At 28.7% G+C, this 16304-nt stretch carries 20 protein-coding genes; 7 read left to right on the top strand and 13 right to left on the bottom strand.

Annotated features, from left to right (window positions below; translation table 11 throughout):
* The 8 genes from pqqE to CRU95_RS02350 all read right to left on the bottom strand — a co-directional run bounded on the left by pqqE (window position 1) and on the right by CRU95_RS02350 (window position 6193).
* Complete coding sequence (gene pqqE, locus CRU95_RS02385) at window positions 1-1107, bottom strand: pyrroloquinoline quinone biosynthesis protein PqqE (RefSeq protein WP_129099552.1); 1107 nt, start codon at window positions 1105-1107, stop codon at window positions 1-3.
* Window positions 1097-1366, bottom strand: coding sequence for a pyrroloquinoline quinone biosynthesis peptide chaperone PqqD (pqqD, locus tag CRU95_RS02380; RefSeq protein WP_129099551.1), 270 nt, complete (start codon window positions 1364-1366; stop codon window positions 1097-1099). The genes pqqE and pqqD overlap by 11 nt, the downstream gene beginning before the upstream one ends.
* Window positions 1335-2090 carry a pyrroloquinoline-quinone synthase PqqC gene (gene pqqC, locus CRU95_RS02375; RefSeq protein WP_013136575.1) on the bottom strand — a complete coding sequence of 252 codons (756 nt, stop codon included), beginning with the start codon at window positions 2088-2090 and terminating at the stop codon, window positions 1335-1337. The genes pqqD and pqqC overlap by 32 nt, the downstream gene beginning before the upstream one ends.
* 12 nt (window positions 2091-2102) lie before the next feature.
* The gene (locus tag CRU95_RS02370; RefSeq protein WP_129099550.1) at window positions 2103-2399 is read right to left on the bottom strand and encodes a putative quinol monooxygenase; all 297 of its coding nucleotides are present in this window, start codon (window positions 2397-2399) and stop codon (window positions 2103-2105) included.
* 25 nt (window positions 2400-2424) lie between these two features.
* Entirely contained in the window at window positions 2425-3339 is a 915-nt protein-coding gene (gene pqqB, locus CRU95_RS02365) for a pyrroloquinoline quinone biosynthesis protein PqqB (protein WP_129099549.1), read from the bottom strand.
* Between the two features lie 109 nt (window positions 3340-3448).
* Complete coding sequence (gene pqqA / locus CRU95_RS02360; protein WP_129099699.1) at window positions 3449-3523, bottom strand: pyrroloquinoline quinone precursor peptide PqqA; 75 nt, start codon at window positions 3521-3523, stop codon at window positions 3449-3451.
* A 35-nt stretch (window positions 3524-3558) separates the two neighbouring features.
* Window positions 3559-4254: a pentapeptide repeat-containing protein gene (locus tag CRU95_RS02355; protein ID WP_129099548.1), complete on the bottom strand. Its 696-nt coding sequence runs from the start codon at window positions 4252-4254 to the stop codon at window positions 3559-3561.
* A 49-nt stretch (window positions 4255-4303) separates the two neighbouring features.
* Entirely contained in the window at window positions 4304-6193 is a 1890-nt protein-coding gene (locus CRU95_RS02350) for a methanol/ethanol family PQQ-dependent dehydrogenase (RefSeq protein ID WP_129099547.1), read from the bottom strand.
* A gap of 290 nt (window positions 6194-6483) precedes the next feature.
* On the opposite strand from CRU95_RS02350, the gene pedF reads away from it, so the two are divergent.
* Genes pedF through CRU95_RS02330 form a run of 4 tightly spaced genes read left to right on the top strand, consistent with a single transcriptional unit; the run spans window position 6484 to window position 9071 of the window.
* Window positions 6484-6891 carry a cytochrome c-550 PedF gene (gene pedF / locus CRU95_RS02345; RefSeq protein WP_129099546.1) on the top strand — a complete coding sequence of 136 codons (408 nt, stop codon included), beginning with the start codon at window positions 6484-6486 and terminating at the stop codon, window positions 6889-6891.
* A 43-nt stretch (window positions 6892-6934) separates the two neighbouring features.
* Window positions 6935-7396, top strand: coding sequence for a DUF302 domain-containing protein (locus CRU95_RS02340; RefSeq protein ID WP_129099545.1), 462 nt, complete (start codon window positions 6935-6937; stop codon window positions 7394-7396).
* Window positions 7397-7419: 23 nt separating this feature from the next.
* A complete protein-coding gene (locus CRU95_RS02335; RefSeq protein WP_129099544.1) occupies window positions 7420-8157 on the top strand; it encodes a quinoprotein dehydrogenase-associated SoxYZ-like carrier in 738 nt (245 codons plus the stop codon).
* On the top strand, window positions 8157-9071 hold the full coding sequence (locus CRU95_RS02330; protein WP_129099543.1) for a quinoprotein relay system zinc metallohydrolase 1: 915 nt from the start codon (window positions 8157-8159) through the stop codon (window positions 9069-9071). The genes CRU95_RS02335 and CRU95_RS02330 overlap by 1 nt, the downstream gene beginning before the upstream one ends.
* Before the next feature lie 25 nt (window positions 9072-9096).
* On the opposite strand, the gene CRU95_RS02325 is transcribed toward CRU95_RS02330, so the two are convergent.
* From CRU95_RS02325 to CRU95_RS02315, 3 genes are read right to left on the bottom strand one after another with little or no spacing between them, the layout of a single operon-like run.
* Window positions 9097-10509 carry a leucyl aminopeptidase gene (locus CRU95_RS02325; protein WP_129099542.1) on the bottom strand — a complete coding sequence of 471 codons (1413 nt, stop codon included), beginning with the start codon at window positions 10507-10509 and terminating at the stop codon, window positions 9097-9099.
* Window positions 10506-11351, bottom strand: a complete 846-nt coding sequence (locus CRU95_RS02320; protein ID WP_129099541.1) for a YitT family protein — start codon at window positions 11349-11351, stop codon at window positions 10506-10508. Before CRU95_RS02320 ends, CRU95_RS02325 begins: the two co-directional genes overlap by 4 nt.
* Window positions 11352-11404: 53 nt before the next feature.
* Entirely contained in the window at window positions 11405-12283 is an 879-nt protein-coding gene (locus tag CRU95_RS02315) for a GyrI-like domain-containing protein (protein WP_129099540.1), read from the bottom strand.
* 105 nt (window positions 12284-12388) lie between these two features.
* On the opposite strand from CRU95_RS02315, the gene CRU95_RS02310 reads away from it, so the two are divergent.
* The 3 genes from CRU95_RS02310 to CRU95_RS02300 all read left to right on the top strand — a co-directional run bounded on the left by CRU95_RS02310 (window position 12389) and on the right by CRU95_RS02300 (window position 14118).
* The gene (locus CRU95_RS02310) at window positions 12389-13498 is read left to right on the top strand and encodes a PLP-dependent aminotransferase family protein (protein WP_129099539.1); all 1110 of its coding nucleotides are present in this window, start codon (window positions 12389-12391) and stop codon (window positions 13496-13498) included.
* 77 nt (window positions 13499-13575) lie between these two features.
* Window positions 13576-13776: a sulfur carrier protein ThiS gene (gene thiS, locus CRU95_RS02305; protein ID WP_129099538.1), complete on the top strand. Its 201-nt coding sequence runs from the start codon at window positions 13576-13578 to the stop codon at window positions 13774-13776.
* Between the two features lie 6 nt (window positions 13777-13782).
* Window positions 13783-14118 carry a YraN family protein gene (locus CRU95_RS02300; protein WP_129099537.1) on the top strand — a complete coding sequence of 112 codons (336 nt, stop codon included), beginning with the start codon at window positions 13783-13785 and terminating at the stop codon, window positions 14116-14118.
* On the opposite strand, the gene CRU95_RS02295 is transcribed toward CRU95_RS02300, so the two are convergent.
* Window positions 14113-15525, bottom strand: a complete 1413-nt coding sequence (locus CRU95_RS02295; RefSeq protein ID WP_129099536.1) for a chloride channel protein — start codon at window positions 15523-15525, stop codon at window positions 14113-14115. The genes CRU95_RS02300 and CRU95_RS02295 overlap by 6 nt on opposite strands.
* Before the next feature lie 93 nt (window positions 15526-15618).
* On the bottom strand, window positions 15619-16296 hold the full coding sequence (locus CRU95_RS02290; protein WP_129099535.1) for a DUF502 domain-containing protein: 678 nt from the start codon (window positions 16294-16296) through the stop codon (window positions 15619-15621).
* Window positions 16297-16304: the final 8 nt, after the last annotated feature.

Raw genomic sequence — 16304 nt, 5'->3', positions numbered from 1 at the left:
TTAAGCTTCATTTATCAAAGCCAAAGAGTTTTGTTTATTTCTATAAACTGGCTCGCTTGTAGATTTTAAAGCAGTTTGTACTTTATCCAAAACAACTTTGTGATAAGAAGATTTATCACAAACAGGATCAGACTCATTCATATCTTTTGTAAGTGCATATGCTTGACATCTACAACCTCCAAAATCAATCTCTTTTTCAGGACAAGTTCTACAAGGCTCTTTCATCCATTTATCACCCCTAAAGAAATTAAATGCTTCAGAATCATTCCATATTTCTTTAATTGAAAAATCTTTTACATTGGGAAATTCCAAGGGCAAAGTATTTGCAGTATTACATGGAAGGGCTACTCCATCAGGATTGATAGTTAAAAAAGTAGTTCCCCAGCCATTCATACAGGCTTTTGGTCTAGTTGCAAAATAATCAGGTACCACAAAGAATACCTTCATATCATCTCTTTTTTTCCTATAAAAATCAACCTCTTCTTTTGCTTTTTTTAGTTGTTCTTCTGTTGGTAAAAGGGCATCAATATTTTTTAAAGCCCAACCATAATATTGTATATTTGCTATTTCTAAATAATTTGCTCCAATAGAGTTTGCAAACTCAATTATATCTCCCACTTGGTGAATATTTTGTCGTGTAATACACGAATTAACAATAAGTTGCAAGCCATTATCTTTACAAGCTTTTGCAAAGGCTAATTTATCCCTTTGAGCATTTTTATTATTTGTAATTAGTGCTGTTGTTTTTGCATCATGTGATTGAATTCCAAGTTGAACTGTTTTTAATCCAGCCTCTTTTAACTTTGGAACTATAGATAAATCAGCTCCCACACCAGAAGTTATAAGATTAGTATAAAACTTCAAATCTGCTGCTTTTTTAACTATTTCCAAAATATCTTTATTTAGAAGTGGTTCACCACCTGAAAAGCCCAATTGAACAGCACCCATTGCCCTTGCCTCTTCCATAACTCTAAACCAGTCTTCTTTTGTCATACTATCTTTTGTATTTGCAAAATCAAGTTGATTATAACAATATGTACACTCCAAAGGACATTTATGAGTTAACTCTAAAAGCATCCAAAGTGGTGGCTTAATATCAGTTTGCATACATCACCCACTTACGCTCAAAAGCTTCTTTTAAAAAAGCTTCCACATCTTTTTTTAAATCAGGCATTTGAAATTTCTCTTCTAAGATTTTTGCAATATCTAAACAGCTTTTTTTACCATCACATAAATTCATAATCTCGCCAGCACTTTGATTTAACTGCACCATTCCTTCAGGATACAATAGTACAAAACACCCTTGTGCCTCTTCATATTGTAATTGGAAATGATCATTCACTGCAATTGATTTTTCTAGTTGCATTACATCCCTTTATATTAAAATATGGTGGTCGCTTAAGTTCATATGCTAAATATAAAGCATCACACATAGTCCAAAGAATATCTAATTTGAACTGTAAAATTTCACATGCCTTTTTTTGTAACTCAATAGTATTAAACTCTTCAAGTGTCAAAGCCAAACCATGTTGAACATCTCTTCTTGCTTCACTCAATCTTTTTTGAAAATATCTCAAGCCATTTTGCTCAATCCAAGGATAGTTTTTAGGCCAAGTATCTAGTCTTTGTTGGTGAATTTGAGGTGCAAACATCTCTGTTAAAGATGACATTGCAGCCTCTTTCCATGGTCTTTGTTTTGCAAAATTTATATATGCATCAACTGCAAATTTAACTGCTGGTAATACATATTTGTGAGAAATTAAATCTTCCTTTTTAAGTCCTACTGCTTCACCAAGTTCCAACCAAGCTTCAATTCCTCCACCAACACTATCATGATCAATAATTCTATCTATCCACTTTCTTCTATCTTCTAGTGGTGGATTATTTGACATAATCGCCGCATCTTTAATTGGAATTGCTGTTTGATAATAAAATCTATTTGCAACCCAACCTTGAATCTCCTCTTTAGTACAAGACCCCTCATACATTCTTATATGAAAAGGATGATGAATATGATACATCTCACCCATACCTCTTAGTTTTGCTTCAAACTCTTCTTTTGATAATAATTGTTCCATTTTTTTTGTCATTTTCTTCTCCTCTTATAAATTAACTTTTTTTAATTTTTGTATATCTAAAAGTTCTAATTTACCATCTACAGATTGAGCAAATTTCAAAAAATGTTCTTTTTTCATATGCTCATCTAAAAGTTTTGCATTTTGCCAAGTTTCTACAAAAGTAAAACTATTTTCATCATCTAAATTTTTGTGCAAATCATATTGAATACAACCCTCATCATGTTTATGAGTTGCTTCATGTAATTTTAGAAGTTCAGAATAAACTTCATCTTTAAATCCAGCTTTTACTTTAACTGTTGCTACAATTACTATATTTTTCATGATATTTCCTTTTTATCTTCTTTTACTAAATCTCTATACTCATACCATCGTAGGACACTTCAATTCCATGGGAAATAAGTTCCTTATACTCATCATTTTCTTCATCAAGTATTGGATTTGTATTATTTATATGTATTAATATTTTTCTTGGTTTTTCCAAAGTATCAAGTATCTTAATAAGTCCCTCTTCACCACTTAAAGGGATATGTCCCATATCTGTTCCAAGTTTTATTGAGAAACCATTTTTTATCATTTCATCATTTGTCCATACTGTTCCATCCACAAGTAAAATATCTGCATCTCTCATCTCAGTTACAATATGTTTTTCTACAACCCCTAGTCCAGGAAGATAAAAAAGTTTTTTACCAGTGATTTTATTTCTAACCACAATACCAATATTATCCCCTGCTCTTGGTTTATCTCTGTATTTAGAATATGGGGGTGCATTTGAGATAAGAGGAAGTGCAAAAAACTCATAACTTGGCATTACTGGTATTTCAAAACTCTTATTATTAGGAGTGATTTCATTATATTTAATTCCTCCACCATCCCAATGTGTCAACATCTTAAAAAGTGGAAATGAAGTATTTAGTTCTTCATTTACCTCTTTTGTACAATATACTTCATGGGGACAACCTTCCCTTAACATCAAAAGACCAGTTGTATGATCAATTTGGGCATCAATAAAAATGATTGCTTTTATTTTAGTCTCTCGTCTTTGTTGGGGCTGTAAAAAGGGTGAATTATGTATTTGTTCTAAAATATCAGGTGAAGTATTAAATAAAACCCAGTTTTTACCATCTTCACTAATAGTAATTGAACTTTGAGTTCTTCTTTTAACTGTTTTTTTGCCTTCTCTATAAGCTTTACAGTTATCACAATTACAATTAAACTGAGGAAGTCCTCCTCCAGCACTTGAACCTAAAACTTCTATTTTCATAATAATCCTAACTCTTTTTTTAATTGAATTTATCTATTATAAACTCAAGTAAAAAAGAATAAAAGTTAGAGAAAAATTCTCTAACTTTTAAGTTTATTTTTGAAAATTTTTATTCATGACAAATATACATTGTCACTTCAAAACCAAATCTATTATCAACGAACGCTGGTGTTTCCCATTTCATAATATTGTCCTCCTTTTCAAGATTTTATTTTTTATTTACCAATTTACAGGACAATTTATACACCCCTGCATATTTACATCTCCAAAATTTGCATAATGAATTCGTGCACCAGTTAAATTCGCATCTATAAATGAAGAATTAGGAAGCTTTGATTCTTGTAAATTAGCATTTTTAAAATTTGAACCTGTAAAATCAATTTTCGTCATCCATGCTGCTTCAAGATTTGAAGCTTCAAAATTACAATTTTTCATACTAGAACCACTCATTCTTGCAAAATTCAAATTAGCCCCTATAAAAGAAGCACCATCATACTTTCCACCTTGACCAAATAAAGCCCAAGCATTAATTGCTTCAAAATTTGCATTATATGCTTTAGCAGCTCTAATATTTGTATGTCTTAAATCTGCTCTTGCCAAATTTGCATTTTCTAAATTTACTTGTGTCATATCTGACTGTTTTAAAATCGAATGACGCAATTTCGCATTTTTGAAATTTGTTTTTTTTAGATTGGAAAAACTTAAATCTGTCCCATCTAATATAGCTCCTTCAAAGTTTGCTCCCTCAAAGTTAGAGTAACTTAAATCTAAATTTGATAAATCCTTATTTCTAAGATCTACATTAGGACAACTTGTTCTAGATTTTAATTTACATCCATTAATAATAAGAGATTCATCTTCCTGTGCATAACTTATAGAAAAAAGCATAATTATCGCTAAAATTACATTTTTCATTTCTGTACCTTTTATAAGTTAGATATAATAAATATATCTAACTTTAATCTTATCTTTTTAATTTAAATACCCAAAATGAACCACCTTGAGAAACTGATTTAGTCAATTTGGCCATGTCACCACCCCATAAAGGAACAGCTCCACCATAACCACTAGCTAAACCAATATATTGTTCTCCATCTTCTTCCCAAGTAATAGGGCAAGACACAATTCCTGAACCAGTTTGAAACTTCCATAATTCTTTTCCAGTTTTTGCATCAAATGCTTTTACAAAACCTTCACCAGTTCCAGTAAATATTAATCCACCTTTTGTAGCTAAAACACCTGCCCATAAAGGAAGTTTTTCTTTATGTGACCAAACAATTTTTCCTTTTACAGGATCAACTGCTCTTAATATACCAACATGATCAGGATACATTCTTTTTATCTTAAATCCTTGACCTAAATAAGCAGCACCTTTTTTATACTGTATTGGTGTTGTCCAATAGTCTTCTTTCCAATGATTTGCACCTAGATAAAATAGTCCAGTATCTTGACTATAAGCCATTGGATTCCAGTTTTTACCACCTAAGAAAGGAGGTGATACATGGATAACCTTACCTTTTTTCTCACCTTTTTTAGGTAAAGGTGGATATTGATTAATATCCACCGCTGGTCTTCCTGTTTTTTCATCAATATGACTTGCCCAAGTTATATTATCAACAAAAGGAAATGCTTTTACGAATCTTCTTGCTTGATCTTCTCTTTGTTTTTTAACTTTTGGCATTTCAGATCTATTAATTACATAAAAGAACCCATTTCTATCTGCATGAGCTGTAGCTTTAATTGTTTTACCATTATCAACATAATCAAATAAAACTAATTCATTATTACCTGAAAAATCCCAACCATCATTTGGTGTATGTTGATAAAACCATTTTATATCTCCAGTACTTGGGTCAATACCAATTTGTCCTGAGGTATATAAACTATCCCAATCTCTTGGATCTCCACCATCTGCTGTTCTTTCCCAAGTATTCCATGGTCCAGGATTACCTGTTCCTATTATAATAGTATTTGTTTCTAAATCATAACTAGCACTTTGCCAAGGAGCACCACCACCATGACTCCAGGCAGTTTTTTTACCAGTTTTATTTTTAGGGTCATTTGGCCAAGTTGGTGCTTTTGGATCTCCAGAAGGAGTTGATTTTTTACCATTTAGTTTTCCATAATGCCCTTCAACTAACGGTCTCATCCAAATTTCTTTCCCAGTATCAGGATCTAAGGCAAATAATTTACCTATTACTCCAAATTCATCCCCTGAAGAACCATGAATTAAAAGAACTTTCCCTGTTTTTTTATCTTTTACTATTGTTGGTGCACCAGTCATTGTATAACCATCTTGGTAACCTTTATTTGGTCTATCTTCATAACCAAATCTTTTCTTCCAAACAACTTTTCCTGTATTTTTATTTAGAGCAACAATTCCAGCATCTAATGTTCCAAAAAATACTTTATCTCCAAATATTGCAGCACCTCTATTAACCACATCACAACAAGGTCTAATATCTGGTGGCAATCGATGATTGTATGCCCAAATTCTTTTACCAGTTTTTGCATCTAAGGCAATAATTCTTGAATAAGAACCTGTAACATAAATAATACCATCATAAACTAAAGCCTGTGATTCTTGACCTCTTTGTTTTTCTCCACCAAATGAATAACTCCAAACAGGCACTAAGTCTTTAACAGTATCAGTATTCACTTGTGTAAGTTTAGAATACCTTTGTGCTTTTGGTCCCATACCATAACCTAAAACATCTTTAGGTGTATCTTGGTCATTAATAATATCTTTCCAAGTAACCTTGCTAGTTTTAACATCTGCCAAAGTATATTGGAATCCAATGCAACTTAAAAAAGCGATTAATGCTATTTTCTTTAAAAAATGATTATTCATCATTATCCCTCCCCTTCTAATATAAACTTACTTTTTAAATCAATTAATAAGATTACTAATTCATCAAAAAAATAATTCCATAATCTTAGTACACATTTATAGCTTGAATTTAGCCATCACATAATTATTCTAAAATAAACCATTTTATGGAATATAATTATATTTCTAAATTATAAATTAAATTTAATAGTTCAAAAAACATACTTTTTTAGCAATTTTATAGATAATTAAGGGCTATAATGAAGCTATAATCCAATGATATACTTTCACAAATTAATTATTAAGGGGAAGACATGTCAATAATAAGAAAGACAACATGTGTTTTATTAACTGTTACAACTTTAGCCTTTTCTCATGGAGATATGGCACCACAAAAAGTTGATACACAAGGATTACCAGAAGTAAAAGATGATGTATTTAAAAATCCATTTTCAGGTAATAAATTAGCAATAGAAGTTGGGGCAACTGCATTTAATCAAAATTGTGCAAGATGTCATGGATTAGAAGCAAAATCGGGAGGTATTGCACCTGACTTAAGACTTTTAACCGATGGTGATGATGAATATTTCTTAGGTATGGTTAGAGGAGGAGCGGTTAGAAATGGAAATGTATACATGCCACCTTTTCCAGATGATATAATTCCAAACTCTGCATTATGGGCCATTTATAGTTGGTTGGAAACACTTCCAGAAGAAGACTAATTGTCTTCTTCTTAAATAGAAACAAATATAATTAGGATATAAAATGTATAAACAGCTATTTATAATCTTAATGTTCTCAATAAATTTACATGCAAGTTTTACTGTATATGAGGACAAAAATTTATTTACTATTAAGCTTGAAAATAAAAAATTTGAAGACTTATTAATTAACTTAAAAAGTGAACTCTCATATCAAGGATATGTAATAATCCATGAGCTTGATTTAGCAAAGTCAATAAACACTCTTGCTAAAGCTTTAAAAAAAAGTATTCCACTAGAAAAAGGTAAAAATTTATTAATTTGTAAAAGAAGCTTTGCTTTAAAAATGATTGAGGAAAATATTCATAATATTACATTTTGCCCTCTTTCCATCTCAATATATAAAAAAGACACTTATCTATATATCTCATATAAAAAATTTCATAGTTTTGAAAAAGCTAATAATATTTCAATAATAATCAATAATAAATTAAAAGATTTAATTTTAAGAAGCTTAGATAATTAAGAAGGTATAAAAGGAATAAAATAATGAAAAAGTTTGTTTTTACAATTATATTTCTAATAGTAAATATTAATTTAAGTGCAGATGAAATAATTGATTCATCATCATTTTTAGATATTACTAAACCCATTATGGGTGAAAATAAATATGTCTTTGATAATAAAAATATCAAAATACAAGTTCCAAAGTTTGCTGATAATTCCTTGCAAGTTCCTATTTATATTGATGCTTCAAAAATAATGAATGCAAAAAGAATGCTTATATTTGCAGATTATAATCCAATCCCTATAATAATAGATATGGATATAAAAGAGATACTTCCCGTATTCTCTACCAATATAAAAGTTGCCAATGAAACACCACTAAGAATATTGGTTCTTGATAATAAAAATATATGGCATGTAAACAATGCACTTATTAAAAGTTTAGGTGGAGGTTGTGATGTTTCAAGTCTTGCATCAAAAGATAAATCATTTGCAAAAAAATTAGGTATAACAAAAGGAAAGATATTTATAAAAAATAATAATAAAAGAATTAAAGCTTCAATCTTCCATCCCATGGAAACAGGTTTAATATTTGGTAGCTTAGAATTTTATATAGAAAAAATCACAATCCAAGATTCAAATAAAATATTATCAACAATCAAAACAACTTCTGCAATTAGTGAAAATCCTAGATTTATTTTTGAGATAAATAAGAAAGTAAAAAATCTAAATATTCATTTCTTTGATAATGAAGGAAACGATTTTAAACTGGAATTATAATGAAATATTTTTATATATTTATTTTTTATTCAACATTCTTATATTCTACTAGTTTTAATTTTGAACTAAAAGCCATAAAACTATCTAACAATAGCTACTATTTTTATGGAAAAGAGGAGTATTTTTCTGTTAAAAATGGTGGAGATATTTCAAATACTGCTTTTATTATCACAAAAAATAGTGTTATTTTAATAGATACTGGTAGTTCATATGAGTATGGAGAAGAAGTAAAAAAGAAAATAAAACAAATCACAAATAAGCCAATAAAATATGTAATCAATACTCACCACCATCCTGATCATTTCTTAGGGAATAATGCTTTTTCTAATAGTGAAATCTTTTCAACAGAATTTACAAAAAATGAAATAGCAAAAAATGGAGATTTATATATTGCAAATCTAAATAATCTAGTGCAAGGTGCTATGAATGGTACTAAAATAAAAGTTCCAAATGAAATACTAAAATCAAATGAGTTAAATCTAGATGGATATAAATTAAAACTTTTTTATTTAGATGGTCATACAAAAAGTGATTTAGTAATTTATGATGAAAATACTAAAATACTTTATGCAGCTGATTTAGTTTTTAATAAAAGAACCCTTGCTACACCACATGCAAATATTCCAGATTGGATAAAATCCCTAGAAAAATTAAAAAAAATAAATTATAAAATCTTAGTCCCAGGACATGGAAAAATTGATAGAACTAAAAATGCTATAAATGAAGATATAGCTTATTTACACTATTTAGATAATACTTTAAAAAATAGTGCTAGAAATGGTTTTGATATCTTCGAAATTCTTGCTAGACCAATTCCTAAAGAGTTTGAAAGTTTTACAATGTTTAAAGAAGAGTTTGAAAGAAGTATTATAAATCTTTATCCAAAATATGAAAAAAGAAGAATGAAAAATTAAGTATTATCAAAAATAGCTTTTTTAGCTATTTTTGATTTTGCATAAATTCTAAAAGAAGTCTAACCCCTGCTCCACTTGCTCCATAAGGATTATAACCCCATACTTTTTCTCTATAAGCTGCTCCTGCTATATCAAAATGTAGCCATTTCTTTTTATTCTCATCTTTTATAAAATTATCTAAAAATAATGCAGCAGTTATTGCTCCTCCAGCTTTTGAACCAACTGAGTTTACAATATCAGCAACACCACTTTTTATCATAGGTGGTAAATATCTATTAAAAGGTAAGAATCCAACTAATTCTCCTGATTTTTCTGAGGCTTTATTGATTTTTTCTTTTAGTTTTTTATTATGTCCCATTACACCAGTTGTATATTCACCTAAAGCGATAATACAAGCACCTGTCAGTGTTGCCAAATCAAAGATATAATCTATATCTTTAATCTCATCTTGGGCATAACATAAACAATCAGCAAGTACAAGTCTTCCTTCCGCATCTGTATTTCTCACTTCTATGGTTTTGCCATTACGAGCCACTAATACATCATCTGGTTTATAAGCATCTCCACCAATCATATTTTCTACAGCACCTAAGATTCCATGAACTTCATATTCACAAGAAATAGCATTTAGAGAATTCATTACTCCTAAGACTGCACTTGCTCCACTTTTATCACATTTCATAGAAACCATACCCTCACCTGATTTTAAACTCAATCCTCCACAATCATAAGTTAAACCTTTTCCCACAAGAACAATTTTTCCCTTTGGATTTTTGGGTTTATATGTTAAATGTATAAGTTGGCTTTCATGTCTTGAAGCACGTCCAACAGCAAGCATAGCATTCATGCCATGTTTTTCTAAATACTCTTCCCCTTGGATTTTACACTCTAATCCATTTGAAAAAGATATCTCTTTTGCCTTTTGTGCCATTGTAATTGGAGTAAAATCTTCAGGTGTAGTATTAACAATATTTCGAACTAAATTAACGCTTTCACAAATAGCTACTACTTCATTTAACTCATTTTGCAAATCAGTTTTTTTGTATTTTGAATCTTTGCTATCAATAAAAACATTTAACTCTTTTTCTTCTTTTTTTGATTTATATTTATCAAAAGAATATGCTCCTAAAACTAAACCTTCTACGATATTTTTTAGATTTAATTCCTTATCTTTATTTACAAGGGAGATTTTTACATTTTTATATTTTGTTTTTAAAATAGCTTTTATAGCATTTGAAAAAGCGATTTTTAGATCTTCGCCTTTTAGTTTGTTTGTACCAACATATAACTTTTTCCCATGAAATAGAACTTCACCTTCATTTGCATTGAAACCACTTTGTTTTAATAACTCTTTTTCTTCTTTTTTGCACTCTTTTAAACTTTTTAAAATAATAATCTCTATATCAAATTTTTCTATTTCTTTTAATTTTATTTTCATATTTTAGTTCCTCTTCCTAGTATTTCAGAAGCTTCTGAAATGATTAAAAATGCTTCTGGGTCATGCTTTGAAATAATATCTCTTAATAATTGTATTTTATTTGTTTCAACAGCTACAAAGATTATATTCTTATCTTGCCCTTTATGTAAACCAACTCCTGTAATCACAGCTCCATGCTCTTCAATTCTTTCTCTTATGTGTACAGTTAAATCTTCAACCTTATTTGAGATTATATGAACAACTTTTTTAGATGGTCTTCCTGTTAATACCATATCAACAATTTTTGAAGTAATATAAACTCCAATAAGACTATAAAATGATTTTTTAATATCTCCATATACAAATATTGAACTAATTAAAATCACTGCATCTTGAGCTAATAATATTTCAGATACTTTAAACTTCGTTTTTGAAGCTATTAATTCTCCTGAAATAGAAGTACTACCTGTTGATGATTTACCTTTCATAATAAATCCAACACCAAATCCTACAAATATACCACCAAATACAGCTCCTAAAAGAATATCATTTACTAAAGGTTTTAATTCTAAAACTTCTTTGAAAAAATCTGTAAAGAATGAAAGTAATAACATTGTAATTAGTGTTTTAATCGTATATTTTTTACCATAATAAATATATCCCACAATTATAAAAGGAGCACTGACAAGTATAATATATGTACCTAAAGTAAGATTAGGAAATACATAATGAACAAGTAAAGCAATACCTATTCCTCCACCTGTTATTATCTCATTTGGAGATAATAAAGTTACAGCACCAAAAGACAAAGACATAGTTCCTAATAAAACATATAAATAGTTTAACAAATCTTTTTTCTTCATATTTTTCCTAGTAAAATTTTTTGCGATTATACCAATTTTATATTAAGTACTATTTATACATATGTAATAGGTAAATAATAATCTAAAATAAATTTTTCATCATCTTCTAAAAAATGATTCTTTTCATATATTGAATAAGAAGGTGCTGTTTTAGTCTCATAACCACTATTTAATAACCAAGTGTGATAAAGCCATCGCATAAATTTTAAAGTATCTCCAGAAAAACCTTCTAAGTGAAATTTTGCATATATCCCATCTGGAATTAAAAATGTTGGAAGAGAAGAGTCTTCTATTTCAACCTCATCTTCTAAAACTATACAAGCTATATATTGACACTTATCAAGGGGTGTAATTACTGGATTATCGTGATGAATACCTATTTGTTTATAATTTTTTATATTTTTTGTAAGTGTCCAAGTATAAAGTTTTTGCCAAATATTTTTTATACTATTATCATAACCTTCATGTCTTATATAATAAGCTCTTAATTTGGGCATTTTTACAATTTTTGCTTCAATATTAAATTCAGGAATATTTAAATCCAAAGAATCAATTGAATCTTTTAAAATCTCTTTAGAGTACTCTTTATAACCATCATTTTTCCATTTTTTAGGAGTACAATTAAATCTTTGTTTAAATGCTCTTATAAAAGAAGTTTGTGAGCTATATCCACACATAGAAGCTATTTGGGTAATAGTTGAGTACTTATTTGTAATAAGTAAAGTAGAGGCTTTTTGTAATCTTATTGATTTAATTGCTTCATAAATATTTTTCCCAAACTCTTCTTTAAATATACGGTGCATATGAAATTTACTTATATTTAAATCCATACTTAGAGTATCTATATTTATATCGGTATCAATATATTTGTAAATATAGTACATAATGTAATTAGTGATTTTTGCTCGTTTTTCTAAAGTCTCTTTTTTCATAAAATATTATATTATATTTTTAGCAAGAATAGATAGTTTTTATAGCAAAAAGTGTAAAGAATAAAAAATTTTATTCATATATCATTTCACTAAAAAGAGGATTAAATGAAACGCTCATTTATAAGAGAGATACTTGAAGCAATAGATGAAGAGACAATATCATTTGCAGGTGGTTTACCAAATAGCTTATTATTTCCAGTTGATGATTTAAAATTATCAGCAAATAACATCTTAAAAAAAAGAGATGTTTGGCAATATAGTTTAAGTAATGGAATTAAAAGCCTAAGAAAAAAAATTGCAAAACAATATTGTAATGAGGGCTTTGAAACTGAAGCTGAAAATATACTTATTACTACAGGAAGCCAACAAGCTTTATACATCTTAGCAAGACACTTCCAAAATAAATCTATAGTTTTAGAAGATCCTTCTTATTTAGGTGCAATTAATACTTTTAAATTAAATGATTTGAAAATGAAAACTGCTCCATTAGAAAGTGATGGTATAGAGTTAAAATCTTTTAAAAAAGCTTTTGAAAAATCAAAATTAAGTTATTTGATTCCAGATTTTCAAAACCCATCAACTAGAACTTATTCTAAATACAAAAGAGAAGAAGTAGCAAAAATAGTTGAAAAGAATAATGGATTATTAATAGAAGATAGCCCTTATACTGAACTATATTTTGATGAAAAAAACAAAAGTATAAGCTCACTTATTCCAAATAATAGTTTTCATTTAGGTTCTTTTTCAAAAACACTTTGTCCCTCACTTCGAATTGGTTGGATAAGAGCAAATAAAAAATTAATCGATGAACTTTTAGTAATAAAAGAGAGTATTGATTTACATAGTTGTGGTTTATCTCAACATCTTTTAAATGAGTATTTAAAAAATGATAAAAAATATCAAAACCACTTAAATATTTTAAGAAAATACTACAAAGAAAAATCAGAATACTTTTGTGAACAATTAGATAAATATCTTCCTGAATTTGTTTATGAAAAACCAAAAGGTGGGATGTTTGTCTATGGTGAATTTAAAGATGTTGATAGCTTTGAACTTTTAAATAAATGTATGAAAAGAAAAGTTGTATTTGTACCTGGTTGCGAATTTTATGTAAAAAATAAAAATAAAAATGAGATTAGATTTAATTTTACAAACTCTAGTTTAGAAGATATTACAAAAGGTATAAAAATAATTGCCCAAGCTCTTAAATCTTAATATTTTTATTTGACTTAACATAAAGATATTTTTGATAAAATCATTACTAAAATAAACCTACATGAGGGAAAAGTGTAATGAATCTTATTATAAACGGCGAAGAGAAGAACTTTCAAGAGGGAATCTCTTTGCAAGAAATTATTACTTCACTAAAAATCGAAGATAAAGTTATGGCAGCAGCGGTAAATATGGAAATTGTTAAAAAAGATGAGTGGACAAATTATAAACCACAAAATGATGATAAACTAGAATTGTTACAATTTGTTGGTGGTGGTTGATAAAATATGTCTACTCAGCATAAAGGGAAATATGCAGAAACAAAAGCTTGTGAGTACTTAAACGAACAGGGCTTTAAAATAGTTGAGCAAAACTTTTTTGCAAAAAAAATAGGTGAAATTGACATTATTGCTTCAAAAAATGAAACTTATCATTTTGTAGAAGTAAAATCTGGTCTTGAATATGAAGCAGCTGTAAATAATATAACTAAATCAAAACTATCAAAAATAAAAAGAAGTGCCGATTATTATTTACAAACTAAAAAACTAAATGTTGCATTTTGTATAGATGCAATTATTGTTGTAAATGAAGAACTAGAGTTTTTAGAAAATATAACTCTATAGGTCTTCATCCTTATTTCTAGCTCTTTGCTCTTTTAGTTTTCTATAAATTAGTTTTCCTATTTTTGTTATATTTTCAAAAAACTTAGTTGTATAAGTTGCATGGGTATTATTAATCTCTTCCCCTAAATTCACATCTAGTGCTTCTGATTTTTTCATAGCTAAAAGTTGAGAAGGGAAAACACTTCTATGTCCTGTCATTAAAAAGGCGATTATAATTGATAAAGCTGCATAGTGGGCAACATTCATACCAAAAAGTTCAACTGCCATAATCATAGCTGCAATTGGAGCACTAGTAGCACCTGCAAGAACACTTACAAACCCTAACGCAGCAAATAGTGGAATATATCCATCAACTAGCCAACCAAAGAAGTTTCCACTAGTAGCCCCGATATAAAACACAGGAGTAATAACTCCTCCACTTCCACCAAAACCTAAAGTAAGTGCAGTAAAGACAGTTTTAAAGATAAAGGCATACCAAGGCACATTTTCGTGAAGCTCAAAGCTAGAAGACAGTGAGCTTTTAATAGTCTCAAATCCCAATCCTAAATACTCAGTTCCAAAAATCATTGTAAGAATTACAATTACAACTCCACCTAAAAAAGCTTTTAACATATAATTCATTTTTAAGCTACTTGCAAACTTTTCAACTGCAGACATAGTAGTAATAATAAAATCTGCTACTAATCCAAAAAATATCCCACCAATTAAGATTTTAGCTATTAGTGCATAATTAAAATCAAAAACCGTATAAAAAGCAATATCAAAATAGGTATAACTAATACCAAATAACATTTTTGCTACAAAAAAAGCAGAAAATCCAGCAACAATAGATGGAAGTAAAATATCATACATCAAGGCACCAACAATTAGTATCTCAACACCAAATATAGCACCTGCTAATGGAGTTCCAAATACAGAAGCAAATCCAGCACTAATACCACAAATAACCATCTTCTTTTTATCTCGTCTTGAAAACTTAAATAAATTTGCTATAAAAGAAGCAGCAGCAGCACCTATTTGTGCCCCTGGCCCCTCTTTACCAACTGAACCACCTGCAAATATGGTTAATACAGTTGCAAATAATTTTACTGGTATTACTTTTATATCCATTTCACCAGATTTTTTATGCACAGCTTCAATAACTTTTTCTGTTCCATGTCCTTGTGCACTTGGGGCAAACTTTTTTATTAAAAATACTGTAATAACAAGGGCAAAGGGTAAGGTATAATAATAATTAAAGGGAAGTAGCTCTCTTGAGTTTTCACAATATTCTAGAAGCTTTAAAAATAAAGATACGATTGCACCAACTATTGCACCAATTAAAGAAGAAATTAATATCCATTTTGTGATACTTGCGAACATTACTGTTTGTTCAGCAAGGTGTTTATTTAAGTTTTTATTTGTCATGATAGCTACTTTAAAAAAGTGTTTTATTAGTAAGCGATTATATCAGAAAAAAAATAATATTTAGTTTGAATAAACCCTAAAAACCAAAGATTTTTAAGATTTTTTATTTTCCAAATATTCTACAATAGTTTTAAACTCATCAATAGCTTTTGGTTCTATTTTTAAAATATCTGCCATTGATTTTACACCCATTGATAATAAATATTGTAAATTGGTATCAAAAGTTGCTTCTTCTATTACTAAAATTTTATCTTTATGTACTTCAAACATAAATCCACCATTTGGAATTGGAGTCATTGAAAGAGTAACGGTATAATGGTCTTTAATAATACTTTCACTAGTAGAGTACATAAGTCCAATATTGTAATCTTCTTTAGAAAATCCTCTTATTAATACAACTAATACTTTCTTTTCACCAGATTTTGAAGTATTAAATATATTTATAAGCTCTTTAACTGTCTCATATCCAGGTACTTTAGAATATATCTTTTGAACAAAATCTCCAAGTCTTGTTTCTACAAAGATTCCAACAATATATGCAATAAATAAAAGTAAACAAACACCAACAATCGTCCAAATAAAAGGAAAATGTTCAGGATTTATCCCAATAGTTTTAAATAGATATCCTGTTATTGCATCTATTTTTCCATATATCCAGTTAATGATGACAGTAATAGCAACAATTGGGGCTAACCAAAAAAGACCTTTTAATATTATTTCGAAAATGTGAGTTTTACCATGACTTAAAAAAATTTTAAACTTATTTAACATATTCATCC

The sequence above is a fragment of the Arcobacter sp. F2176 genome (assembly GCF_004116465.1).
GTDB lineage: Bacteria > Campylobacterota > Campylobacteria > Campylobacterales > Arcobacteraceae > Arcobacter > Arcobacter siniprincipis.
The sequence above is the reverse complement of the archived record's forward strand: the minus strand, read 5'-3'. Positions and strand labels throughout refer to the sequence as shown.